Consider the following 22920-nt stretch of genomic DNA (forward strand, 5'->3'; position numbering starts at 1 on the left):
TGCCCGTGAGCGACGCCGTCGCCGAGACCGTCCGACCCGCGCCGCCGGACGCCCCGGTCGTCGCGCGCCTGTCCGTCCTCGACCGCTTCCTGCCCGTGTGGATCGTGCTCGCCATGGCCCTCGGCCTGCTGCTGGGGCGGCTCGCGCCGGGCGTCGGCGACGCCCTCCAGGCGGTGACGGTCGGCGAGGTCAGCCTCCCGATCGCGGTCGGCCTGCTGCTCATGATGTACCCGGTGCTGGCGAAGGTCCGGTACTCCGAGACCGCCCGCGTCACCAGGGACCGGCGCCTGCTCGTGGCGTCGCTCGTCCTCAACTGGGTGGTCGGCCCCGCGCTGATGTTCGCCCTGGCCTGGCTCCTGCTGCCCGACCAGCCCGAGCTGCGCACGGGCCTCGTCGTCGTGGGCCTGGCGCGGTGCATCGCCATGGTCCTCATCTGGAACGACCTGTCGTGCGGGGACCGCGAGGCCGCCGCGGTGCTCGTCGCGATCAACTCGGTCTTCCAGGTCCTCGCCTTCGCCGGCCTGGGCTGGTTCTACCTGCAGGTCCTGCCGGGCTGGCTCGGCCTGGGGACGGCGTCCGCGGAGTTCTCCGTGGGGGCGATCGTCGTCTCGGTGCTCGTCTTCCTCGGCGTCCCGCTCGTCGCGGGCTTCCTCACGCGGACGCTGGGCGAGCGCGCGAAGGGGCGCGACTGGTACGAGGGCCGCTTCCTCCCGCGCATCGGGCCGGTCGCCCTCTACGGGCTGCTCTTCACGATCGTCGTGCTCTTCGCCCTGCAGGGGGAGGCCGTGACGTCGGCCCTGCTCGACGTCGCGCGGGTGGCCCTGCCGCTGCTCGCCTACTTCGTGCTGATGTTCGCCGGGGCGTTCCTGCTGGGGATGCGCCTGCGGTTGGGCTACGCGAAGACGTCGACGCTCGCCTTCACCGCGAGCGGCAACAACTTCGAGCTCGCCATCGCCGTGGCCATCGGCACCTTCGGCGCCACCTCGGGGCAGGCGCTCGCGGGCGTCGTCGGCCCCCTCATCGAGGTGCCCGTGCTCGTCGCCCTCGTCTACGTCGCCCTGTGGGCGGGGCGGCGCTTCTTCCCCGGCGACCCGACCGCCCCCGCCGGAGCCACCAGCCGACCCCGAGCCGAGGAGACCCGATGAGCGAGCGCCCCAGCGTCCTGTACGTCTGCGTCCACAACGCCGGCCGCAGCCAGATGGCGGCGGGCTTCACCACCGCCCTGTCCGGCGGCGCCGTCGAGGTCCGGTCCGCCGGCTCGATGCCCGCCGAGCAGATCAACCCGACCGCCGTGGAGGCCATGGCCGAGGTCGGCGTCGACATCACCGCCGAGCGGCCGAAGGTCCTCACCACCGAGGCGGTGCAGGCCTCCGACGCCGTCATCACCATGGGGTGCGGCGACGCGTGCCCGGTCTTCCCGGGCAAGCGCTACGAGGACTGGGCCCTCGATGACCCGGCGGGCCAGGGCATCGAGGCCGTCCGGCCCATCCGCGACGAGATCCGCCGCCGCGTCGAGGCGCTGCTCGCCGACCTGCTGCCGCCGTCGGCCGAGGCGGCAGCGGTGGACGGAGGGCGGGGCTGGCCGCGCCGCGGGTCCACCGCCGGCCTGCTCCGGGGCGGTGACGCCGGCGGCCTGTGAGCGAGGTCACCCCCGGTCGGCTCTTCCCTCCTCGGTGGACGGGGAGTAGACAGGAGGTGTCGGGTCCGCCCCGCCGACGGCGTCGGAGCGGACCCGCGACGAGACCCGCACCACGCGCGAGAGGCCGCCACCCGAGCTCGGGTGGCGGCCTCTCGCGCGTGCAGCGGCGTCAGCGACGGCCGACGAGCCTCCACAGGCCCGGCAGGACGGCGCCGGCGACGGCGGCCTTGACGGCGCCGCCGAGGAGGAACGGGACGAAGCCGGCGGCGAGGGCCTCCGACGCGCTCATCCCCGTCGTCACCGCGAGCCACGGCACGCCGACGGCGAAGACGACGAGCTGGCCGGCGACGAAGAGCGGCAGCGCGCGCAGGAAGCGGCGGTCCGCGCCGTGGCGCGCCGCGAGCCCGACGAGGTAGGCCGCCGGCACGAAGCCGACGACGTAGCCGCCCGTCGCGCCGACGACGGCCTCGTAGCCGCCGCTCGCCTCGGAGTAGAAGGGCAGGCCGACGAGGGCGGCGAGGATGTAGACGCCCATGACGGACACGGCGCGCACGGGGCCGAGGGCGGCCGCGACGAGCACGAGCCCGAGGGTCTGGCCGGTGATCGGCACGGGCGAGCCGGGCACGGGCACGGCCACCTGGGCCATGAGCGCCATGCCGAGCACGCCGCCGACGACGAGCGCGACGTCGCGGGTGCGGGCGCCGGGCAGCAGGTCGGCGAGGACGAGGCCGGGGCGGGCGCCGGCGGGGAGGGCGGCGGAGGACACGGGCGGCTCCAGCGGTCGGCCGGCGGGTCGGGGCGCCGGCGGCGGGTCGGACAGGCGCCGATCCTGGCAGAGGCCGGGCCGCCCTCCGCCCCCGCGCAGCCCTCGACCCCGGACAGCCGCCACCTCCGAACAGCGGAAGACGTCCACGAGCGTGACCGTGCACGGTCACGCTCGTGGACGGCTCCGCCGTCGTCGTCCATGGACGGCTCCGCCGTCGGCGCCCGCCGCGCGCCTCAGCCCGTGACGTCGAGGCGCAGGAGCGTCGTCGTGCCCGAGACCTCGTTGCCGACGACGAGCAGCGGCACCCCGGGCAGCGGGCTGTCCTCGGCGGCGACGAAGGCCAGGCCCTCGGGGCCGAAGTCGCCGGCGGCCTCCCAGCCGGCGGGCGGCTGGTCGTCGTCGTCGAGCTCGGTGTCCACGGTGAGGTCGCGCGGGTTGAGGTACTGCACGAAGCGGACGTCGCGGGGGTCGGTCACGTCGCCGACGACGACGCCGCCGACCCGCTCGAGGCCGACGAACGCGTAGACGCGCTCCTCGCCCGACGCCGTCGTCACCCGCCCGACCGTGACGCCCTCGGGCTCCGGCCCCTTGTTGTCGCTGCGACCGTCGAAGGTCGCCTCCTCGTGGTCCGCGTTGAAGTGGTCCGGCAGGGCCTGCGCGACGAGGCGCTCCAGCTGGTCGCCCGAGTCCCACACCCTGCGGCCGTCGGCGTCGAGCACCGACACCGAGCGCGAGCCGAAGGCGTGCAGGTCCTGGACGCAGGACCCGTCGGCGGACAGGCCGTCGGGCCAGGAGACCGTCAGGCGGCCGAGGTCGGCGTCGCCGAGGCGCCCCGCGGCGGGGGAGGTCGCGCACAGCGGCGGCAGGCCGTCCTCGCCGAGGTCCTTCGCGCGGGCCTCGTCGGAGAAGCCGCCGGTCTCGCGCCAGGTGTCCTCGTCACCCCAGCCGCGACCGTCCCCCTCGTTCGCCGTGACGACGTAGGTCTCGCCGTCGGCGGCCGTGTAGGAGGCGATGCCGTCGGGCATCTGCAGGCCCGTGACCGGCACGGGGCGGACGTCGGCGACGCCGTCCCGGTCGGAGGGGTCGATGCCGTGGCCGGGGCGGGAGTGGTCGACGCGCTCGAGGGGTAGGACGTCGGTGATCCGGCCGCGGACGACGTCGAGCCGCGCGAGGGCGTTGTTCTCCTGCAGCGCGACCCAGGCCGTCCGGCCGTCGTCGGCCACGGTGACGTACTCGGGCTCCAGGTTCCGTGCCAGCCGCAGCGACGCGGCGTCGGGGCCGGTGAGCCGCAGGCCGGCGGCCACGAGCTCGTCGCGGCGGGCCTCGAAGCGCTCGAAGCCGGCGGTGCGGGCGCGCACGCGGAGCCGGTCGAGGTCGCCGCCGCGGGCGACGACGTCGACGACGCTCACCGAGCCCACCGGGTCGGCGGCGTAGCCGGGCCGCTCCGGGGCGTCCTCCAACCCGTCGTCGCCCGGCGCCGCGGGCTCGCCCTCGTTCGCGACGAGCGCGGTCCGCCCGTCCGGCGTCCACGTGACCATGTCGGGCAGGGCGCCGACGCGCACCGACCCCACCTGGCGCGGCTGCTCGGCGCGGCCGTCGAGGAGCACCAGGCGGCCCCGGTCGGTCTTCCGCGGCGCCTCGACGGCGACGGCGACGAGGCCGTCGTCGCGCACGTCGACCGAGTTGGGCACCTCGCCGGCCGCGAAGGCGACGGTCGTTTCGAGCACGGGTGCCGCCGGGTCCGAGGCGTCGAGCACGTCGAGCCGACCGTTCAGCGCGTTGACGACGAAGACGCGGTGCGTGCCCGGGTCGTGCGCCACGATCTCGGCGGCCGACTGCGCGAAGGCGCCGGAGGAGTACCGGCCCAGCACGGACAGGTGCACCTCGGCGCCGGGGGCCCGGACGTCGGCGGCGACGGGACCGAGGGGTGCGCCGGCGTCGGGCGCGGCGGCGGCGGCCGGCACCCCGAGGAGGAGCGGGCCGGCGGCGGCGCCGCAGGCGAGGGCGGCGAGGGTGCGGCGGCGGGAGGGGGAGCGGGTCGGCATGCGCGCGACCCCACCGCCCGCAGGTGGCCGACCGGCGACGGGCGCGTGGCGCGGGGGTGGCCCCGCGGCGACGGCTCGGCGGGCCCCCGCGCCCCACCCGGACGGCCCCCGCGGGCGGCGAGGGCGCCGACGTACTGTCGAGACATGCGCTGGCTCGTGGCCCTGGACGTCGACGGCACCCTCATCGACCACGACGAGGTGCTGTCGCCGGCCGTCCGCGACGCCGTGCAGGACGTCGTCGCCGCCGGCCACCACGTCGTCGTCGCGACGGGGCGCTCGCTCGACAGCGCCTTCCCGGTGCTCGGCTGGCTGGGCCTCACCGGCTCGGGCGACGCCGCCGCGAAGCCCTACGTCTCGCCGATGGTGTGCAGCAACGGGGCCGTCATCGTGAAGGTCGACCCCGAGCTGCCGGGTGGCCACGAGCTCACCGACGTCGTCACCTTCGACGTCGCCCCCGTGCTGCGGCTGCTCGTCGAGGACCTGCCCGAGGCGGCGTTCGCCGTCGAGGACGTCGGCGTCGGCTTCAAGGTGGCCGGGCGCTTCCCGGAGCACGAGCTCACCGGGCGCATCACGCAGGTGCCCTTCGAGGAGCTGCTGCACGCGCCGGCGTCCCGCGTCGTCGTCCGCAGCCCCGAGCACACGCCCGAGGACTTCCTCGAGATCACCTCGCGCCTCGGCCTGAAGGGCGTCAACTACTCCGTCGGCTGGACGGCGTGGCTGGACCTCGCGCCCGAGGGCGTGAGCAAGGCCAGCGCCCTGGAGGTCGTGCGGGGGCGCCTCGGCGTCGACCGCGCCCACACCCTCGCCATGGGCGACGGGCGCAACGACCTCGAGATGCTCCGCTGGGCGGCCCGCGGCGTCGCCATGGGCCAGGCGCCCGCCGAGGTGCGCGAGGCGGCCGACGAGGTCACCGGCTCGGTGCTCGAGGACGGCGCCGCCGCCGTGCTCGCGACGCTGCCGCGCTGAGCCGAGCGGGGCGCCCGCGTCCTCCGACCGGGGGACGCGCCCCGCGGAGGCTCCTGCCCCTCGCCCGGGGAGACGACGAGCGGGTGTGGACCCCGCCCGTCGCGCTGCGCCCGCCGCCCCGCGCCGCCCGCCCTCCGACCCCTGAGGGCCGCCCTCGCCGTGGCCGCCCTCACGGCGCTCGTGGCGCTCCTGCCGGGCGGTGGCTCCTCCGAGCCGTCGGCCGGCTCCGTCGCCCCGGGCCCTCCCGGGGTCCCGGTGGCGCTCGGGCCCACCGAGCTCGTGCTCGGCGAGGTCCTCTTCCCCCCGGGCATGCCCCGCGGGGTGGCCCTCACCCCCACGGACAGGGCCCTCGTCGTCCGGTGGGACGCCGTCACGACCGGCAGCACGCTGCGGGAGTACCGCGTCTACCTCGACGGGAACCTCGCCGCGACGGTGCCGGCGGGCACGACCACGACGCGCCTCAGCGGGCTCGTCAACGGCCGCTCGTACTCCGTGGCCGTCAGCGCGCGCGGCACGAACGGCCTGGAGTCCATGCGCTCGGGGGCGGTGACGGGCGTGCCGGTCGACGACGCGCCGCCGCCGGTGCCGACCGGGCTGGTCGCCGTCCGCGGCGACTCCCAGGTGTCCCTGGCCTGGCACGCGGCGTCCGACACGGACCGGACGGCCGTGGAGGTGCTGCGCGACGGCGTCCGCGTCACCGTGCTGCCCGCCGCGGTGACCAGCTGGACCGACACGGGGCTCGTCAACGACCGGACGTACCGCTACTCCCTCGTCGCCGTCGACGCGGCCGGCAACCGCTCCGCGGCGTCGTCGCCCGCGGTGGGCGCGACCCCGACCGACCTCACCGCGCCGGCGGTGCCCACCGGGCTGCGCGGCGTCGCGGGCGACGAGAGCGCCTCGCTCACGTGGGACCCGGGGACCGACGTCGACCTCGCGGCCGTGCGCGTGCTGCAGGACGGGGTCGTCGTCGCGGTGCTGCCGGCCGGCACGACGTCGTGGACGGCGACGGGGCTCGAGGTCGGGCGCACCTACCGCTACGCCCTCGTCGCGGTCGACGGGCACGGCAACGCCTCGGCCGCCTCCTCGCCGCCGGTCGAGGTCGTCCCGCTCGACCTCACCCCGCCCGGCGCCGTCGACGGCGTGGTCGCCCGCCCCGGCGACCGCTCCGCCGAGCTGTCGTGGGAGCCCGTGACCGACCGCGCGCTCGCCGGCTACGAGGTCGTCGACGCGGACGGCGTCGTCGTCGCCCGCGTCGACGCGCCCGCGACCACGGTGCGCCTGACCGACCTCGCCGACGACGTCGAGGTGACCTACCGCGTGGTCGCGGTGGACCGCGCGGGCGACCGCTCGACGCCCAGCGCGCCCGTCGCCGTCACCCCGCACGACGACGTCCCGCCCGCGGTCGTCGAGGGCGTCGCCGTCGCCGAGCTCGACCGGGCCCTCGAGGTCACCTGGTCGCCCGTGGGCGACGCGGTGGTCTACCGCGTCGTGCTCGACGGCGTCCTCGCCGCGGAGGTGCCGGCCGGGTCGCCGCTGCGCGCCCGCCTCGAGGACCTCCAGCCCGGCGTGGAGCGCTCGGTGGTCGTCCTCGCCGTCGACGCGGCCGGCAACGTCTCCGCCGCGCACCAGCCGGTCACCGGCACGCCCCGGGACCTCGCGCCGTCCGCGCCGTCGGGGGTCGTGGCCGTCCCCGGCGAGCGGCCCGGTGAGGTCGCCGTCTCGTGGGCCGCGCCGCTCGAGGACGACGTCGTGGAGCACCGCGTCCTCGTCGACGGCGAGCTCGTGGCCCTCGTGCCGGGGGCGACCGAGGTCCTCCTCACCGGGCTCGCGGAGGGCGCGGAGGTCGAGGTCGTCGTCGTGGCCGTCGACGCGGCGGGCAGCGCCTCGCCGACCAGTGCGGTCGTGCGGGTGCGCGTCCCGTCCTCCGTGCCGCCCTACCTGCCCCTCGTCCCGCCGACCGAGGGCTCGGGCACCGCCACGGGCGCGGGGCTCGCGGCCACCCGCGACGGCCGCTGGGTCGTCGTCAGCACCGCCGCCCGGCTCGAGGCGGGCGACACCAACGCCGCCCCCGAGCTCCACCTGCTCGACCGGGCCCGCGGCACGAGCCGGCGCGTGGCGCCGCTGCCGGCCTCGTGGGGCTCGGCGTCGACGGACAGCACCAACGCGAGCGCCGTCGTGATCTCGGAGGACGGCCGCTACCTCGCGCTGTCGACGACGGCGCGCCTCGTGCCGGAGGACCGCAACAGCCTCCTGGACGCCTACTGCCTCGACCTGCGGACGGGCGAGTGGGTGCTGGTGCTCGTCAGCGCCCCGGCCGCCGGCGGTGCGTCGTCCTCGACGGCCGGCGTGCTGCTGCCGACCGGCTCGTCGGTCGACGCGCGGAGCCCGGGCCTGGCCATGACGGCGGACGGCTCAACCGTGCTCTTCCTGTCCGCCCGCCCCGACCTCGTGCCCGACGACCGCAACGGCGTCGCCGACGTCTTCGCCAAGGACCTGACGACCGGGCAGGTGCGGCGCGTGTCGACGTCGTCGACCGGCGGGGAGACGCCGCTGCGCGCCACCGGCCCGGCGCTCGAGGTGACCCCCGACGGCCGGTACGCCGTCTTCCCCGCGCAGGCCTCGGGGCGCCCGCTCGTCCTCGTGCGCAAGGACCTCGTCACGGGGGAGCTGCTCGTGGCGTCCACCGCGCCGCGGGCCGGTTCGACGCCCGTCGAGGTGTCGGTCTTCCGCGACACGGGCGACGTGGCCGTGAGCGACGACGGTCGCTACGTCGCCTTCAGCACGGCGGCCGAGCCGGCGGCGCCGACGACGTCGTGGTCGACCGGGCTCGCCTACCGCAAGGACCTCGTGACCGGGGACCTCGACCCGCTCGGCACCGGCCAGACGGCGGCCTGGGAGCACCAGCTCGGGCTCGACCCCACGGGGCGCTACGGCTTCGTCGCGACGGCGGCGCCCCTGCTGGCCGAGGACGGCAACCGCCGCACCGACCACTACCGCCGCGACCTCACGACCGGCGAGCTGCGCCTCGTCACCTCGCGGGCCGACGGCTCGGTGGCGCCCTCGACGTCGGGCTCGGTCACACCGGCGGAGTACGGCCGCGTGCTCGTGCTCGGCGCCGACCGGGTGCTCGTCGGCACGGTGCTGCCGCTCGTCGACGGCGACGCCAACGGCCTGCTCGACGTCTACGGCCGCGACCTCGCGCGGCGCGAGGCCGGCGCCGTCGTCGGGTGACCTGGCCTCGGGGAGGGCACGTCGTCGGCACATCGCCGCGAGAGAGCGCCCCTGAGGGGCGTTTCGTCGACGAAGTGCGGGGAGAGTGTGCGCCGGGCGTCGATCTGTCGACAGAATGCGGGAACGACAGCGCCGGTCGACCCCTGAGGGGCCGACCGGCGCGTCGTGGTGCGGGGTGGGAGGTCAGGGCGTGGGCATGCCGCCCGTGCTCGAGTACGTCGAGCCCGTGGTGTAGCTCGACTCGGGGCACGCGAGGTGCACGTAGGCCGCGGCGAGCTCGGCCGGCTGGCCGGCGCGCGCGAGCGGCGTCTGCGCGCCGAACTCCGGCCGCGCCTCCGGCGGCTGGCCGCCCGAGACCTGCAGCGGCGTCCAGAACGGCCCCGGCGCCACGGCGTTGACGCGGATGCCCTTGGGCGCCAGCTGCCCCGCGAGCGCCTTCGTGTAGGCGTTGATCGCGGCCTTCGTGGGCGCGTAGTCGAGGAGGTTCGGCGAGGGCTGGTAGGCCTGCACCGACGACGTCGTGATGATGCTGGAGCCCGGCTCCATGTGCGGCACAGCGGCCTTCGTCACCCAGAACAGGGCGTGCACGTTGGTGCGGAAGGTCTCGTCGAACTGCTCGGTCGTGAGGTCGGCGATGTCGTCGACCGCCGTCTGCTTGCCCGCGACGACGGTGAGGACGTCGATGCGACCCAGCTCGGCGACGGCGCGCTCGACGAGCTCGGTGTTCGCCGCCTCCTGCGACAGGTCACCGGGGACGGCGACGGCGCGCCGGCCGGCGGCCTCGACGAGGCGGACGACCTCCTGCGCGTCCTCCTCCTCCGACGGCAGGTACGACAGGACGACGTCGGCGCCCTCGCGGGCGTAGGCGATGGCGGCGGCGCGGCCGATGCCCGAGTCGGCGCCCGTGACGACGGCGACCCGGTCGGTGAGGCGGCCGTAGCCGACGTAGGTGTCCTCGCCGTGGTCGGGCTTCGGGCCCATGTCGCGGGCGAGACCCGGCGCCGCCTGGTCCTGCTGGGGCTGCTCGGGCTGCGGGTAGGCGGTCGTCGGGTCGCGGAAGGTGTTCTGGGTGGTCTGGGGGGTCTCGGCCATGTCTCCACCCTGGGGTCGCGGGCGCGGTGCGGCGACCCGGACGGTGGCCCGCGAGCCGGCCACGGCAGGATGCGGGCCGTGGCGACGGCGACGGGTGCGGGACCGGCGCCGACCGGGCGGGTGCGGCTCGTCGCCAGCGACCTCGACGGGACCCTGCTGGGCCCGGGCGGCCTGGCCTCGCCGCGGACCCTCGCGATGATCTCGGCCTGCCGGGCCGCGGGCGTCCACGTCGTCTTCGTCACCGGGCGCCCCGTCGTCTGGCTGGACCCGGTGGCCGAGCAGACCGGGCACACCGGCACGGCCATCTGCGCGAACGGCGCGCTCGTCTACGACGCCGGGGCGCGCCGCGTCCTGTCGGCCACCGGGCTCGCCCCCGCGGACGCGCTCGAGGCGGTGGCCCGCCTCCGGCGCCGCCTCGACGGCCTCGCCGTGGCGGTCGAGACGCTCGCCGGCTTCCGGCGCGAGCCCGGCTACCTGGTGCGCTTCGACGGCGGCCGGGAGGTCGAGGTCGGCGAGCTGCCCGAGCTGCTCGACCCCGACCCCGTCGTCCTCAAGGTGCTCGTCCGCCGGGAGGCCGGCACCTCCGAGGAGCTGCTCGCGGTGGCGCGCGAGGAGCTCGGCGGCCTGGCCCACCCCACGCACTCGAGCCCGGACAGCCCGCTCATCGAGGTGAGCGCCGTCGGCGTCAGCAAGGCGGTCGCGCTCGCCGCCCACGCGGCGTCGCTCGGCGTCGCCCGCGAGGACGTCGTCGCGTTCGGCGACATGCCCAACGACGTCGAGATGCTCCGCTGGGCCGGCCGCGGCTACGCGATGGCGGGCGGTCACCCCGAGGCGGTCGCCGCCGCCGCGGCGACGGCGCCGCCGTGCGCGGAGGACGGCGTCGCCCGCGTCGTCGAGGAGCTCCTCGGGGTCTGACCGCGAGCGCGCCGCTGGACCCCGGCCGGCCACCAGGCCCGGCGCGACCCGGTCCGGGGGTGGGTGCCCCGGGCGACCGGTGGCAGCCCCCGGTGGGCGGTGCTCCACTGAGGGTCCGGCCCTGCTCCCGCCGGCCCGGCGTGCCGCACCGGCTCGACGCGCCGCGGCACGCAGCCTGCCGGACGCGCGATGGAGGCCACCATGACCACGACGGGACCCGCGAGGCCCAGGCTCCGCGACCGGGCGCTCGGCGCCCTCACCTTCTTCTACGGGCCCGCGGACCACCGCGAGCTTCCCGACGACCCGCGCCGCACCACGGGGCGCGTCGGCGAGGACGTCGGCGACGGGCTGCGCCGCCGCGGCGAGCCCGGCCGCTACTACGCGCAGCGCGACGACGACGGCGCCGCCCGCTGACGTCCCCGCCGGGCCCCGGCCCGCGCCGCGCGCCCGCAGGGCGACATGGCCACAGGTCGCCGTCTGGTCAGCGACGTGGGCGAGATGGCCACGCGCCCTCGCCACGCCGTAAGGGGCGACATGGCCGCACGTCGCCGTGGGGGCGGACAGCGTCGTGCGTGGCCTCAGGCCCCGCCGTCCCCGGACGGCGGGGCCTGCTCCACGCCGAGGTGACGGCGCGCCGTCACGGCCGCGCGCGCCGCGGCACCGGCGCGCTCCAGGGCGACGTCGGGCCGCGCGCCGCGGAGGCTGACCCGCGCCATCGTGGCGGCCTCCGCGGCGGTGGCCACGGCGGTGCCGACGCGCGAGAGCCTGCGGTGCAGCTCGTCCGGGAGTCCCGCCGACGCGGGCACGGCCGGGACGTCGAGGCCCTGGCTCGGGGCAGCCCGCTGCGCCGCCAGCGCGAGGTCGCGCACCTCGTCGAGGACGGCGACCAGCTCGGTGCCCGTGCCCGCCAGGGCCTGCGCCACCCGGGCACCGGGGTCGTCGGCGCCGTCGGCGGCCACGCCGTCGAGGACCTGGTGGTAGCGGTCGACGGAGCGGTGCACGCGGTCGTGGGCCCGGCGCCACACGCCCTCGCCGAGCGCGGCCTCGAGGGTTCGCTCCTCGCGGCGCCGCACGAGCCCGGGCGCCAGGCGCCCCCACCACGGCGACGAGCGCTCCCCGGCGCTCACGCGCGTCGCCTGTCGGCGCTCACGCGCGTCGCCTGTCGGCGCTCACGCGGCTCCGCCCGCCGCCGTCAGAGGTACTGACCGGTGCCCGGCTGGCCGGGCTGCGCGCCCGGCTGCCCCTGCGCCACCGGGGGGACGGGCCCACCGGGGCGGGCGCCCTGGCCGCCCTGGCCGCCGGGGAGCGCGCGCCGCATCTGCTCGAGCTGCGCCCGCGCCGCCATCTGCTGGGCGAAGACGGCGGTCTGGATGCCGTGGAAGAGGCCCTCCAGCCAGCCGACGAGCTGGGCCTGGGCGATGCGGAGCTCGGCGTCGCTGGGCGCCTCGTCGGGGGAGAAGGGCAGCGAGATGCGCCGCAGCTCCTCGACGAGGTCGGGGGCCAGGCCGTCCTCCAGCTCGGCGAGGGAGCGCTGGTGCACCTCCGCGAGGCGGGCGCGGCCCTTGTCGTCGAGCGGCGCGCTGCGCACCTCGTCGAGCAGCTGCTTGACCATGCTGCCGATGCGCATGACCTTGTCGGGCCGCTCGACCTGCTCGGCCGGGTTGGGCGCGTCGCCGCCGGCGACGCCCATGCCCTGCTGCGTCATGACGACGACGGGGTGCTGGTCCTGCCCCTGCTGGTCGGGGCCGGGGCGCTGCCCCTGGCCGTCCTGCGGTCCCTGGGTCATGCCCTGCCTCCGCTCATGAGGTGCTCCCGAGGTCGTGGTCGTCGAGGGCGCCGCCGCCCGTGCCGGAGCCGTCCGCGCCGTCCGGGGCGTCGTCCGGGCGCGCCAGCAGCAGCACCTTGCCGATGTGCGAGGACTCCTCGAGCACGGCGTGGGCGCGGGCGGCGTCGTCGAGCGGCATCCGCTCGTGGACGACGGGGCGCACCCGCCCCTCCTCGACGAGGGGCCACACGTGCTCGCGGACCGAGGCGACGATCGCGGCCTTCTCCTCGCGGGGCCGCGCCCGCAGCGACGTCGCCATCACGGCGGCGCGCTTGGCCAGCAGCGCCCCGAGGTCGAGCTCGGCGCGCCGGCCGCCCTGCATGCCGATGACGACGAGGCGCCCGTTCGGCGCGAGCACCGCGACGTTGCGCTCGAGGTACGTCGCACCCACGACGTCGAGGACGACGTCGGCGCCGCGGCCGTCGGTGGCGGCGCGCACCTCCTCGACGAAGTCCTGCTGCGTGTAGTCGACGAGCACCTCGGCGCCGAGCTCGCGGCACGCGTCGAGCTTGCGGGCGCTGCCCGCCGTCACGGCCACGCGCGCCCCCCAGGCCCGAGCCAGCTGGACGGCGAAGGTGCCGATGCCGCTGCCGCCGCCGTGCACGAGGAGGAGCTCGCCCTCGCGCAGGCCGGCGGAGATGAAGACGTTGGACCAGACGGTGCAGGCGACCTCCGGCAGCGCGGCCGCGTCGACGAGGGAGACGCCCCGCGGGACGGGCAGCAGCTGGCCGGCGGGGACGACGACGCGCTCGGCGTAGCCGCCCCCCGCGAGCAGCGCGCACACCTCGTCGCCGACGGACCACCCCTCGACGCCCTCGCCGAGCTCGGCGACGGTGCCGGAGCACTCCAGGCCCAGGGTCTCGGGCTCGCCGGGCGGCGGCGGGTAGTGGCCCTGGCGCTGCATGACGTCGGCCCGGTTGACGCCGGCGGCGGCCACCTCGACGACGACCTCGCCGGGGCCGGGCGAGGGGTCGGCGACCTCGGTGACCTCGATGGCGTCGGGCCCACCGGGCTCGCGGACGACGGCTGCTCGCACGTCCGCCACCCTCGCACGGGGGTCCGACGGCCACACCCGGGCGGGGCTACCGGGGGAGGCGCCGCCGGGCGCGCTCCAGCGCCGCCGGGTCGTCGACGTCCAGGGCGACCGCGTCGCCCACCCGGACCTCCACCACGTGGAGGCCGTGGACCAGGGCCCGCGCGGGCGCCCCGACGAGCGCCGGCGCGTCGAGAGCGGTCAGGTGCGCGGCGCGGACGGCGAGGAGGAGGTGCTGGCGGCGGCCGTCGGGGGTGACGGCGACGGCGGCGCCCGCCGCCGGGTCGTCCAGGGCGGCGAGGAGGAGCGGCAGGGCCTCGCCCGCCCACGGGGCGTCGCCGGGGACGACGGCGACGACGTCCGGGGCCGCGGTCATCGCCAGGTGACGCGCGCCTGCGACGACGCCCGCCGCCGGGCCGGAGCCGGGCGGGTCCTCGAGGACGACGTCCGCTCCGCCCGCCCCGTCACGCCGCGACGGCGGTCCGACGACGACGACCGGCGCCCCCGGCAGCGCCGCGGCGACGCCGTCGAGGCACCGGGCCAGCACCGGTCGTCCGCCGAGGTCGGCGGCGAGCTTGTCGGCCCCGAAGCGCCGCGACGCGCCTCCCGCGAGGACGACGACGCCCACCCCTGCCTGCACCCGCCCAGCCTGCCCGAGGGGGCGCAGACGCGGACGAGGGCGGGACCGCGCGTGCGGTCCCGCCCTCGTCGTCGTGCTGCCGGACCTGTCCGCCGCTGGTGAGGCGTGCGCAGCCACCAGCGACGAGCAGGTCGTCCCGGGCGGCGCGCCGCCCGGGACCTCACCCGGTCGTCAGCTCGGGATCATGTCGAACGTGTCGGGGTTCGGGCCCGTGCGGCCGTCCTCGCCCTTGTCGAGCGCGGTGATGCGGCGGACGTCCTCCTCCGTGAGGCCGACGTCGAAGATGTCGAAGTTGGCGCGCACGCGCTCGGGCGTCACCGACTTCGGGAAGATGATGTCGCCGCGGGCGATGTGCCACGCGAGCGTCACCTGCGCGGTGCTCTTGCCCACGCGCTCGGCGATCTCGCTGATGACCGGGTCCTTCAGCACCCCGCCCTGCGCGATGGGCGACCAGGCCTCGGTCGCGATGCCGTGCTCGTTGCCGTAGGCGCGCACCGCCTCGTTGGTGAAGTACGGGTGCACCTCGATCTGGTTGACCGCGGGGACGACGTCGCACTCGCGGGCCAGGCGCTCGAGGTGGTCGACCTGGAAGTTCGACACGCCGATCGAGCGGGCGCGGCCGTCGGCCTTGAACTTCTCCAGGGCCTTCCACGTCGACACGTAGTCGCCGTCGTACTGCGTCGGCAGCGGCCAGTGGATGAGGAAGAGGTCCACGTGGTCGGTGCCGAGGTCGGCGAGGGTCCGGTCCATCGCCCGCTCCGCGTCGTCCGGGCGGTGGAAGCCGTTGTTGAGCTTGCTCGTGATCCACACGTCCGAGCGGTCGAGGTCGGAGGACGCGACGGCCGCGCCGACCTCCTTCTCGTTGCCGTACATCTCCGCCGTGTCGATGTGGCGGTAGCCCGCCTCGAAGGCGGTGAGGACGGCCTGCTCGGTGTTCTCCGGCTCGATCTGGAAGACGCCGAAGCCCAGCTGGGGGATGGCGCGCCCGTCGTTCAGCGTGATGGTGGGGACAGCCACAGGGGTGCTCCTTCTCGCTCGTCGTGCTCGTCTCCCGCGCGCCGGCGCAGCGGGCCGGGCGCGGGCTGCCGGTCGAGCCTGGCGCAGCCGGGGCGGTGCGGCCCGTCGAGGGCCGGCCGCGCCGTGACCGCGCCGTGACCGGCGCACCCCCGCCCCAACAGCCCTCGCCCCGCGGTGTTCCCGCGCCCCCCGACCGGGCGAGAGGTGTCCCAGCCCGTGAGACGAGCGGCGTCCCGGGGACGCCGTCCGCCCCCTCGTGCGTTTGCATCCACCGAGCAGCACCGTCCCGGTCGGGAAGCATCGGGACGGGACCTGACCCCGACCTGCCGAGGAGCCCTCCGGTGCCCATCTACGACGACGTCACGCAGCTCGTGGGCGGCACGCCCCTCGTGCGCCTCAACCGCATCACCGACGGCGCCCGCGCGACCGTGGCGGCCAAGCTCGAGTTCTACAACCCCTCGAGCAGCGTCAAGGACCGCATCGGCATCGCGATGGTCGACGCCGCCGAGCGCTCGGGCGAGCTCAAGCCGGGCGGCCGGATCGTCGAGGCGACGAGCGGCAACACGGGCATCGCGCTGGCCATGACGGGCGCCGCCCGCGGCTACCAGGTCGTGCTCGCCATGCCCGAGACGATGTCGAAGGAGCGCCGCGCCCTGCTGCGCGCCTACGGCGCCGAGCTCGTGCTCACCCCGGGCAGCGAGGGCATGCGCGGCGCCGTCGCCAAGGCCGAGGAGCTGGCGGCCGAGGACGGCTCGGTGCTCGCGCGACAGTTCGAGAACGAGGCCAACCCGGAGATCCACCGGCAGACCACCGCCGAGGAGATCTGGAAGGACACCGACGGCGAGGTCGACGTCGTCGTCGCGGGGATCGGCACGGGCGGCACCATCACCGGCATCGGCCAGGTCCTCAAGGCGCGCAAGCCGGGCCTGCGGGTCGTCGGCGTGGAGCCGGCGGAGTCGCCGATCCTCAACGGCGGCCAGCCCGGGCCGCACAAGATCCAGGGCATCGGCGCCAACTTCGTGCCGGGGATCCTCGACACCGACGTCTACGACGAGGTCGTCGACGTCGACGCGGAGACCTCGGTGCGCTGGGCCCGCCGCGCCGCCGCGGAGGAGGGCATCCTCGCCGGCATCTCCTCCGGCTCGGCGCTCTACGCCGCCGTCGAGGTGGCCAAGCGCCCCGAGATGGAGGGCAAGACGATCGTCGTGATCATCCCGTCCTTCGGCGAGCGCTACCTCTCGACCATCCTCTACTCCGACCTCATGGAGTGAGCCGCCCCGTGACGACGACCTCCGACCGCCGGGGCGCCCGCCGCGTCCCGGCGGTCGCCGGCGTCCAGGGCGCGCCCGCCCCGGCGCCGCACGTCCCCGACGACCGGCTCACCTGGCGCGAGCGGCTGCGCGAGGACCTGGACACGGCCGCCCGGCGCGACCCGGCCGCCCGTGGCCGGGCGGAGCTCTTCCTCGCCTACCCCGGGCTGCACGCCGTCTGGGTGCACCGGCTGTCGCACCGGCTCTGGCAGCACCCCGGCGGGCGGCTGCCCGCGCGCGTCCTCAGCCACGTCTCGCGCTCGGTGACGGGCGTGGAGATCCACCCCGGCGCGACGATCGGGCGCCGCTTCTTCGTCGACCACGGGATGGGCGTCGTCATCGGCGAGACCGCCGAGGTGGGCGACGACGTGATGATGTACCACGGCGTGACGCTGGGCGGCCGCAGCCTCCAGCGGGGCAAGCGCCACCCGACGGTCCACGACGGCGTGACGCTCGGCGCGGGGGCGCGCGTCCTCGGCGCCGTCGTCGTCGGCGCGGGCGCCCAGGTGGGCGCCAACGCCGTCGTCGTGCGCGACGTGCCGGCCGGTGCCGTGGTCGTCGGCGTCCCCGGGCGGGTCGTCGAGCGGGCGCCCGCGGCTGCGGCCCACGACGACGTCGACCCGGCCATCTGGATCTGACGGATCCAGCCGCTCGTCGCGCCCTCCGGCCTGCCGTCGCGGGTCCGGCCGGGACGGCTCGTCCCTTTTGGCGTCGATCCCGCCGCCCGTCGCGCCAGCGATACCGCCCGCGCCGCCATCGCCGACGATCGACCTCACCTGCAAGTTCCAAGGTCCTGCCTCAGTGGTCGCGGCAACAGCCCCTCACTCTGCGGCTTGTTCCATCGTTTGAGCGACAGCTGCGCCGGCCGGGCGACATGCCGGGGGAGTGGCGTCCAGAACTCGTGTCCGAAACCTCTGTGTCGCGCAACCCATGTCGGGGGGTTTCCGTACGCTCCCGAGCCATGGGACACGCCCTCGGCTACGCCTGGGTCTCGACCACCGCGCAAGACCCCTCGATGCAGACCGACGCTCTGATCGCGGCCGGGTGCGCGCAGGTCTGGGCCGACGTCGCCTCCGGTGGCCGTGACGACCGGCCCGAGCTCGCCCGGCTCCTCGAGCGGCTGCTGCCGGGGGACACCCTCGTGGTCTGGCGCCTGGACCGCCTCGGCCGGTCGCTGCCGCACTTGCTCGCAACGATCACCGAGCTCGAGGGCAGGGGAGTGGGCTTCCGTTCTGTGACCGAGTCCATCGACACCACCACCGCCGGCGGGCGCCTGGTCTTCTCGATCTTCGGTGCCTTGGCTGACTTTGAGCGCCAGCTCATCCGCGACCGCACCCTCGCCGGCCTCGAGGCCGCCCGCGCCCGCGGCCGCGTCGGAGGCCGACCCACCGTCATGACCCCGGCGCGGGTCGAGGCCGCCCGGGCGCTGCTCGCCCGCCCCGGCGCCACGGTCACCTCGGTCGCCAAGGACCTCGGCGTCAGCAGGGCCACCCTCTACCGCACCGTCCTGGCCGACGGAGTCGAGCCACCGCCCCGGCCGACAGACGAGGTCGGCGATGCGGTCCCGGATCGAGGAGCGGGCGGCCGCGGCGACGCGAAGGTATGAACCTCGCGGAGCGGCCGAGTCATGCACTCTGTGCTGAGGATGTCTCAAAAGGAGGTCAACGTGGACCCTGCGCTCACAGGCGGCATGGTGGTGGCCAAGGCGGTAGGTAAGGAGGTCAGTGACACGAAGGTGCTGACCCGGCTGTTCGGCCCTCTGGCAGACGAGGTGGGCGCGAACTGGTCAGAGGCTTATCGACGTCACAATGCCGCCAAGGTGGCTAGAAAAGCAGCGAAGCGGCTCGGGAGCCAACTTGACCAGCCAGCTGTTGTGAACGCGCGGGTGGCCTACCGCCTGTTGCAAGACGGCTCCTTCATCAACGACGACGTGATGCAGGAGTACTTGGCAGGACTGTTGGCCGGATCGCGGACGCAAGCGGGCGACGACGACCGAGCCTCGTACTACGTCGATCTGGTAGCACGCCTGCCTTTTAGCCAGATACGATTGCACCACGCTGTTTATGCGGCGCTAGGAACTTCAGGCGCCAGCGACGACTACGGCGAGTCGACGTACCTCCAGTTGCGCACGCTCTTCGCGCCGTTACCTTCGGCTGCCGAGGTGCTGCAGCACCCCACGGACATTGACCCGGTGAATGCTCTGGGTGAAGCATTGACTGGATTGGCACGCGAGGGGCTGATCAGCGACTTCACTGTGGCGGAAAGGGCCCGCTTTGTGTATCAGCCTTATGGTCGGGCAGCCGACGACCCAGTTGTGGACAATCTAGTCATGATCGTGCCAAGTCAGGTGGGATGCATGCTCGCCTTGTGGTCTCACGGCATTCGTGATGCCGATGTCGGGCGCCTGCCTGAAACAGTCGAGTGCAACTTCGACACGCCCGGGCCGATCTTCGCGGAGTGGCGCTTTAAGCATGGGGGGGTTATCACCGGACTGGCAAAGCCATTGATCTAGGACCGCGCCGGTTCGGCGCACCTGCGCTCACAGCAGTCCTTCGATCATGTAGGGCTTGACTGTCGGGTCCATTGAGCGCCGCGGGGCATTAGCGCGGCCGATTGAGGATGACGTTCACGGCCACCCGTGCATGGAAAGAGGTTACCAATGCTGACCAGCGTTCAGGTGCAGCGATTTAAGTCTCTTAGTGATATTACGTTGCCGCTGGGAAAACTGACTGTGCTCGTGGGACCGAATAACGCAGGTAAGAGTAGTGCGTTACAGGCGACCCAGTTCCTGACCTCCGTGTGTCAGAGCCTTTCTATCGATGGGGTCTCACCCTGGAAGGGGGACGACCGGAGCGGCACTCTCTCGTCGCAGCAGCTCATCTACACCCCACTAAGAGACGTGCACGCCCTTGCGGCCGGTGGAAGCCTGAGGCAGGAGACCGCTACTTCAATACAGATTAGTCTCATTGATGACGTCCTGGGCGATACGAAGTTGTCCGTTAGTCGCGGTAAAAATAAGAACATCTCCATTCGCCTCTCGGGTCGGCGGTTGGGTACAGAACTAGAACGACTCGACCGTCCCTTCAGCGTTGTGGCACCGGGGCTGGCGGGTATCCCCTCCGTCGAGGAGTACAGGGCGCCAGGGATCGTCCGGAGAGCGGCAGCAAGGGGGGACGCGAACAGTGTCTTTCGAAACGTGCTTTGGACCCTGAAGCAGGACGTCTCGGGCTGGGCCTCATTCCTCGAGTCGCTTGAGCGGGTCTTTCATGACCTGTCCCTAGACATCTCCTACGACCATTCGACTGACGAGTACATTACGGTCCGAATGCACCGAGGAGAGCAGTACTGGCTGCCCATTGACTCTGCGGGTACGGGTGTACTCCAAGCTATGCAGGTACTTTCCTACGTGGGGGTCTACCGGCCGAAATTGCTCATCCTCGATGAACCGGACTCCCATCTGCATCCAGACAATCAACGGAGGCTCGCCCGACTGCTGGCGGATCTCACTGATAGTGGTGACATGCAGGTGCTGCTGTCCACGCACTCGCGCCACCTCCTGGACGAATTCTCCAAGCTGGATGCCGTTATCCACTGGATCAGCGGGGGAATTTTGCAGGAGCAGCCCTACGACCGAGTCAGTGGGTTGCTAGACCTTGGTGCGCTCGATGCCGGCGATCGACTACGTGGTGGCGCTACGGCGCTAGTTGTTATCACTGAGGACAAGAAGACGGAATTGCTACGGACGCTTTTGGCGTCCTCAGGGCTTAGGGAGGAGAACTTCCAAGTCTGGTCCTACGCCGGTTCCAGTAAAACGGAAGCGGCTCTTCTGCTTGGACGTTTCATCATGGATGCTGCACCAGGCACAAAGGTTCTTGTGCATCGGGATAGGGACTACCTGTCAGACGGCGACGTTGCTGCTTTCGTCGGGGCGCTTCAACGAGAAGGCATGCATGCGTTTGTTACGGTCGGCACAGACGTCGAGAGCCACTTCCTGGATATCGACTACCTCGAGTCGGTGACAGGGTTGGCCCGTGACGAGGTTGAGCGGCTCGTTGAGCAGGCGACAAAGAATGCACGGGAAAAGTCCCTCGAGGTCATGATCAACGAACGCGTCGCGGCTGCCAACCGTGCCAGAACGCGAGGTGATGGTGGACAGCCAAACGTTGGTCGACTGAGCAGGGAGGCCGCTGCTGAACTAGATGACATGCCTGCCCGATTCCGTCACGGCAAGGCGACGCTAGGTCAACTTCGCGAGGCTCTGCAGGCGCGAGGTGGTCGCCAGGTCAAGATCGGAGAAGACGCGAACCCGAGATTGTCGGTGCCGACTATCGCGTCCATTTTTGAGCGCATTAAACGTGATTAGGCGGATTCGCGCGATGCCGCCGATAATCTGTGTTATGACGGATGCTTGATCCGGGCGGGTCTCGGTGCTCCCCGTGGCCGGCGGCGGCGTGTTCTGATCCCGCTCGACGCCGAGGTGGAGCGCCGGCGGGTCCATGTTCAGCCTCCTCGAGCGGCCGGCCGCCTCGCGCGGCTGGCGCGGAGGATGCGGCGGTGGACGTCTACTGGCAGGCGACGGTCGCCGGCGCCGCCGTCGTGACGCTGGGCGTCGTGGTCCTGCGCTTCTCCGGTCACATGGGTCGGGCGCTCGTCTCGGCGTGGCGGCGTCGGGGCGTGGAGGCTGACTCGGACCTCGCCCGGTCGAGCGCCATGCTCGTCGGCTACGGGGCCTGCCTCATCGGCGTCGTCGCGGTCGTCGTCTCGATCGTGGCTCCCGAGTCCTTCGGGTGAGGTCAACCCAGCTGGCTCCGGAGGGTGGCGTCGACCCCTCGGGCGGCCACTGCTCCGCCCCGTCCGCTGCCGAGGGGTGCCGCTCGACGCCGCCGGCGGCGCTGACATGCCCCGAGGTCGCGACAGGGTGACGACGGTTGCGCTCTCGGCGGTGGTGAGCGCACCTCCGCCAGTCGAGCGCGGGCGGTCGAGTGAGCCTCGTGCTCTCGGCGTGGTCGTCAGCGGTCGGTGGCGGCCTGCAGCGCCCCGGCGAGGTCGTGGAGGCGGACCACGAGGTCGTCCTGCTCGCCCTCGGTCAGCCCCGAGGCGGCGGTGACCCGGGCCGGCACGTCGGCCAGCTCCTCCGCGAGCCCGCGCCCCGCCGCCGTGAGCGCGACGAGCACCGTGCGCTCGTCCTGCGCACCCCGGTCCCGCGTGAGCAGGCCCTGGGCCTCGAGCCGCTTGAGCAGCGGCGAGACGGTGTTCGACGAGAGCCCCAGGCGCCGGGCCAGCGCCATCACCGGGGCCGGGCCGTCCTGCCGCAGCACCGACAGCACCGTGTACTGCGGGTAGGTGAGGCCGGAGCCTGCGAGGAGCGCCCGGTAGGTGGCGTCCATGGCGTGGGCCGCCCGGTACAGCGCGAGGCACAGGCGCTCGTCGACCGGGACCTCGCTCTCCGCTGCTGCCACCTGCGGAGGGTAGTGCGACCCCCGTCGCGTCCGGGTTCCTGTCGTGCGCGACACAGTCGCCCTCGTTAGCGTCGTGCGCGACACACCACCCGCTCCCGCAGCGGGTCCGTCAAGCGAGGGGACGCGCACCATGGCCGAGGTCACCGCCCACCACGGGCTCTTCAAGGACACGCACCTCCACGTCGACGACACGGGCGGCACCGGTCGCCCGGTCGTCCTGATCCACGGCTGGCCGCTGTCGGGCGAGTCGTGGTCCGAGCAGGTCCCCGCGCTCGAGGCCGCCGGCTACCGCGTCGTCACCTACGACCGCCGCGGCTTCGGGCGCAGCGACAAGACCCGCAGCGGCTACGACTACGACACGCTCGCTGACGACCTGCAGGCGCTGCTCACCGAGCTCGACCTCACCGACGTCACCCTCGTGGGGTTCTCCATGGGCGGCGGCGAGGTGGCGCGCTACGTGTCCCGCCACGGCCAGGACCGCCTGCGCAGCGTCGTCTTCGCGGCCGCCGTCCCGCCGTACATGGCGCAGTCGGACGACAACCCCGAGGGCCCGCTCGACGACGCCACGGCGCAGCAGTTCGAGGACGGCCTCAAGAGCGACCGCTCGGCCTTCTTCGACCAGTTCACGACCCAGTTCTTCTCCGTCGGTGACGACCTCAAGGTCACGGAGGCGCAGCGCCAGCAGGCGATCGCGCTGTGCGAGCAGTCCGACGAGAAGGCGACGCTCGAGTGCATGGAGGCCTTCGCCACCACCGACTTCCGCGGTGACCTGCCGTCGGTCACGGTGCCGACGCTCGTCCTCCACGGCGGCGGCGACGGCGTCGTGCCCTTCGAGGGCTCCGGGAAGCGCACGCACGAGGCGATCGCCGGCAGCGAGGTGCACGTCGTCGACGACGCGCCGCACGGCTTCAACGTGAGTCACGCGCGGGAGTTCAACGCGGCCCTGCTGGACTTCCTCGCCCGCTGACGCCGGCCGGGGCGC

General features: G+C 74.3%; 21 protein-coding genes and 2 pseudogenes. 14 read left to right on the forward strand and 9 right to left on the reverse strand.

Annotated elements, in window-relative coordinates; translation table 11 throughout:
* Positions 1–5: 5 nt before the first annotated feature.
* Together arsB and Q0789_RS06915 are read left to right on the forward strand one after the other, a co-directional pair.
* A complete protein-coding gene (gene arsB / locus Q0789_RS06910) occupies positions 6–1145 on the forward strand; it encodes an ACR3 family arsenite efflux transporter (protein ID WP_298803500.1) in 1140 nt (379 codons plus the stop codon).
* Positions 1142–1540 (forward strand): annotated as a pseudogene (locus tag Q0789_RS06915) (arsenate reductase ArsC); the annotation flags it as partial. The gene arsB and the pseudogene Q0789_RS06915, both read left to right, overlap by 4 nt.
* A 268-nt stretch (positions 1541–1808) precedes the next feature.
* Here the strand turns inward: Q0789_RS06915 and Q0789_RS06920 are convergent.
* A complete protein-coding gene (locus Q0789_RS06920) occupies positions 1809–2405 on the reverse strand; it encodes a biotin transporter BioY (protein WP_298803504.1) in 597 nt (198 codons plus the stop codon).
* Positions 2406–2638: 233 nt separating this feature from the next.
* Entirely contained in the window at positions 2639–4450 is a 1812-nt protein-coding gene (locus Q0789_RS06925) for a choice-of-anchor I family protein (protein ID WP_298803506.1), read from the reverse strand.
* A 144-nt stretch (positions 4451–4594) separates the two neighbouring features.
* Here Q0789_RS06925 and Q0789_RS06930 point away from each other — a divergent pair, with 144 nt between their 5' ends.
* Both Q0789_RS06930 and Q0789_RS06935 read left to right on the forward strand, forming a co-directional pair.
* Positions 4595–5416: an HAD family hydrolase gene (locus tag Q0789_RS06930; protein ID WP_298803508.1), complete on the forward strand. Its 822-nt coding sequence runs from the start codon at positions 4595–4597 to the stop codon at positions 5414–5416.
* A gap of 159 nt (positions 5417–5575) precedes the next feature.
* Positions 5576–8647: a hypothetical protein gene (locus Q0789_RS06935; RefSeq protein WP_298803510.1), complete on the forward strand. Its 3072-nt coding sequence runs from the start codon at positions 5576–5578 to the stop codon at positions 8645–8647.
* Positions 8648–8830: 183 nt separating this feature from the next.
* On the opposite strand, the gene Q0789_RS06940 is transcribed toward Q0789_RS06935, so the two are convergent.
* Complete coding sequence (locus tag Q0789_RS06940) at positions 8831–9739, reverse strand: SDR family oxidoreductase (RefSeq protein WP_298803512.1); 909 nt, start codon at positions 9737–9739, stop codon at positions 8831–8833.
* A 78-nt stretch (positions 9740–9817) separates the two neighbouring features.
* On the opposite strand from Q0789_RS06940, the gene Q0789_RS06945 reads away from it, so the two are divergent.
* A complete protein-coding gene (locus Q0789_RS06945) occupies positions 9818–10654 on the forward strand; it encodes an HAD family hydrolase (RefSeq protein WP_298803514.1) in 837 nt (278 codons plus the stop codon).
* Between the two features lie 201 nt (positions 10655–10855).
* Positions 10856–11068 carry a hypothetical protein gene (locus Q0789_RS06950; protein WP_171201367.1) on the forward strand — a complete coding sequence of 71 codons (213 nt, stop codon included), beginning with the start codon at positions 10856–10858 and terminating at the stop codon, positions 11066–11068.
* 164 nt (positions 11069–11232) lie between these two features.
* Here the strand turns inward: Q0789_RS06950 and Q0789_RS06955 are convergent, their stop codons facing one another.
* From Q0789_RS06955 to Q0789_RS06975, 5 genes are all read right to left on the reverse strand, one after another.
* Entirely contained in the window at positions 11233–11781 is a 549-nt protein-coding gene (locus Q0789_RS06955) for a hypothetical protein (RefSeq protein ID WP_298803522.1), read from the reverse strand.
* Positions 11782–11846: 65 nt separating this feature from the next.
* Positions 11847–12359, reverse strand: coding sequence for a bacterial proteasome activator family protein (locus Q0789_RS06960; RefSeq protein ID WP_366917671.1), 513 nt, complete (start codon positions 12357–12359; stop codon positions 11847–11849).
* Positions 12360–12453: 94 nt separating this feature from the next.
* On the reverse strand, positions 12454–13515 hold the full coding sequence (locus Q0789_RS06965; RefSeq protein WP_298803525.1) for an NAD(P)H-quinone oxidoreductase: 1062 nt from the start codon (positions 13513–13515) through the stop codon (positions 12454–12456).
* 46 nt (positions 13516–13561) lie between these two features.
* Positions 13562–14152 (reverse strand): molybdenum cofactor guanylyltransferase, encoded by a 591-nt coding sequence (locus Q0789_RS06970; protein ID WP_298803527.1) that lies wholly within the window; start codon positions 14150–14152, stop codon positions 13562–13564.
* Positions 14153–14323: 171 nt separating this feature from the next.
* A complete protein-coding gene (locus tag Q0789_RS06975) occupies positions 14324–15169 on the reverse strand; it encodes an aldo/keto reductase (RefSeq protein ID WP_298803529.1) in 846 nt (281 codons plus the stop codon).
* A 341-nt stretch (positions 15170–15510) separates the two neighbouring features.
* Here Q0789_RS06975 and cysK point away from each other — a divergent pair, with 341 nt between their 5' ends.
* From cysK to Q0789_RS07005, 7 genes and pseudogenes are all read left to right on the forward strand, one after another.
* The gene (cysK, locus tag Q0789_RS06980; RefSeq protein ID WP_298803531.1) at positions 15511–16440 is read left to right on the forward strand and encodes a cysteine synthase A; all 930 of its coding nucleotides are present in this window, start codon (positions 15511–15513) and stop codon (positions 16438–16440) included.
* 125 nt (positions 16441–16565) lie between these two features.
* Positions 16566–17117 (forward strand): serine O-acetyltransferase EpsC, encoded by a 552-nt coding sequence (epsC, locus tag Q0789_RS06985; RefSeq protein WP_363326062.1) that lies wholly within the window; start codon positions 16566–16568, stop codon positions 17115–17117.
* A 323-nt stretch (positions 17118–17440) separates the two neighbouring features.
* Positions 17441–18085, forward strand: coding sequence for a recombinase family protein (locus tag Q0789_RS06990; RefSeq protein ID WP_298803535.1), 645 nt, complete (start codon positions 17441–17443; stop codon positions 18083–18085).
* Positions 18086–18145: 60 nt separating this feature from the next.
* Positions 18146–18991: a hypothetical protein gene (locus Q0789_RS06995; protein WP_298803537.1), complete on the forward strand. Its 846-nt coding sequence runs from the start codon at positions 18146–18148 to the stop codon at positions 18989–18991.
* Between the two features lie 147 nt (positions 18992–19138).
* Positions 19139–19264 (forward strand): annotated as a pseudogene (locus Q0789_RS16720) (AAA family ATPase); the annotation flags it as partial.
* A gap of 411 nt (positions 19265–19675) precedes the next feature.
* Positions 19676–20842: an ATP/GTP-binding protein gene (locus tag Q0789_RS07000; RefSeq protein WP_298803540.1), complete on the forward strand. Its 1167-nt coding sequence runs from the start codon at positions 19676–19678 to the stop codon at positions 20840–20842.
* A 191-nt stretch (positions 20843–21033) separates the two neighbouring features.
* Positions 21034–21270, forward strand: a complete 237-nt coding sequence (locus Q0789_RS07005; protein WP_298803542.1) for a hypothetical protein — start codon at positions 21034–21036, stop codon at positions 21268–21270.
* 218 nt (positions 21271–21488) lie between these two features.
* On the opposite strand, the gene Q0789_RS07010 is transcribed toward Q0789_RS07005, so the two are convergent.
* Positions 21489–21938 (reverse strand): MarR family winged helix-turn-helix transcriptional regulator, encoded by a 450-nt coding sequence (locus Q0789_RS07010; protein ID WP_298803544.1) that lies wholly within the window; start codon positions 21936–21938, stop codon positions 21489–21491.
* A 130-nt stretch (positions 21939–22068) separates the two neighbouring features.
* Between Q0789_RS07010 and Q0789_RS07015 the strand changes: the two genes are divergently transcribed.
* A complete protein-coding gene (locus Q0789_RS07015) occupies positions 22069–22905 on the forward strand; it encodes an alpha/beta hydrolase (RefSeq protein WP_298803546.1) in 837 nt (278 codons plus the stop codon).
* The last annotated feature ends 15 nt before the right edge of the window (positions 22906–22920 follow it).

Origin of the sequence: uncultured Pseudokineococcus sp. (genome assembly GCF_947499845.1) — a bacterium.
Lineage (GTDB): Bacteria > Actinomycetota > Actinomycetes > Actinomycetales > Quadrisphaeraceae > Pseudokineococcus.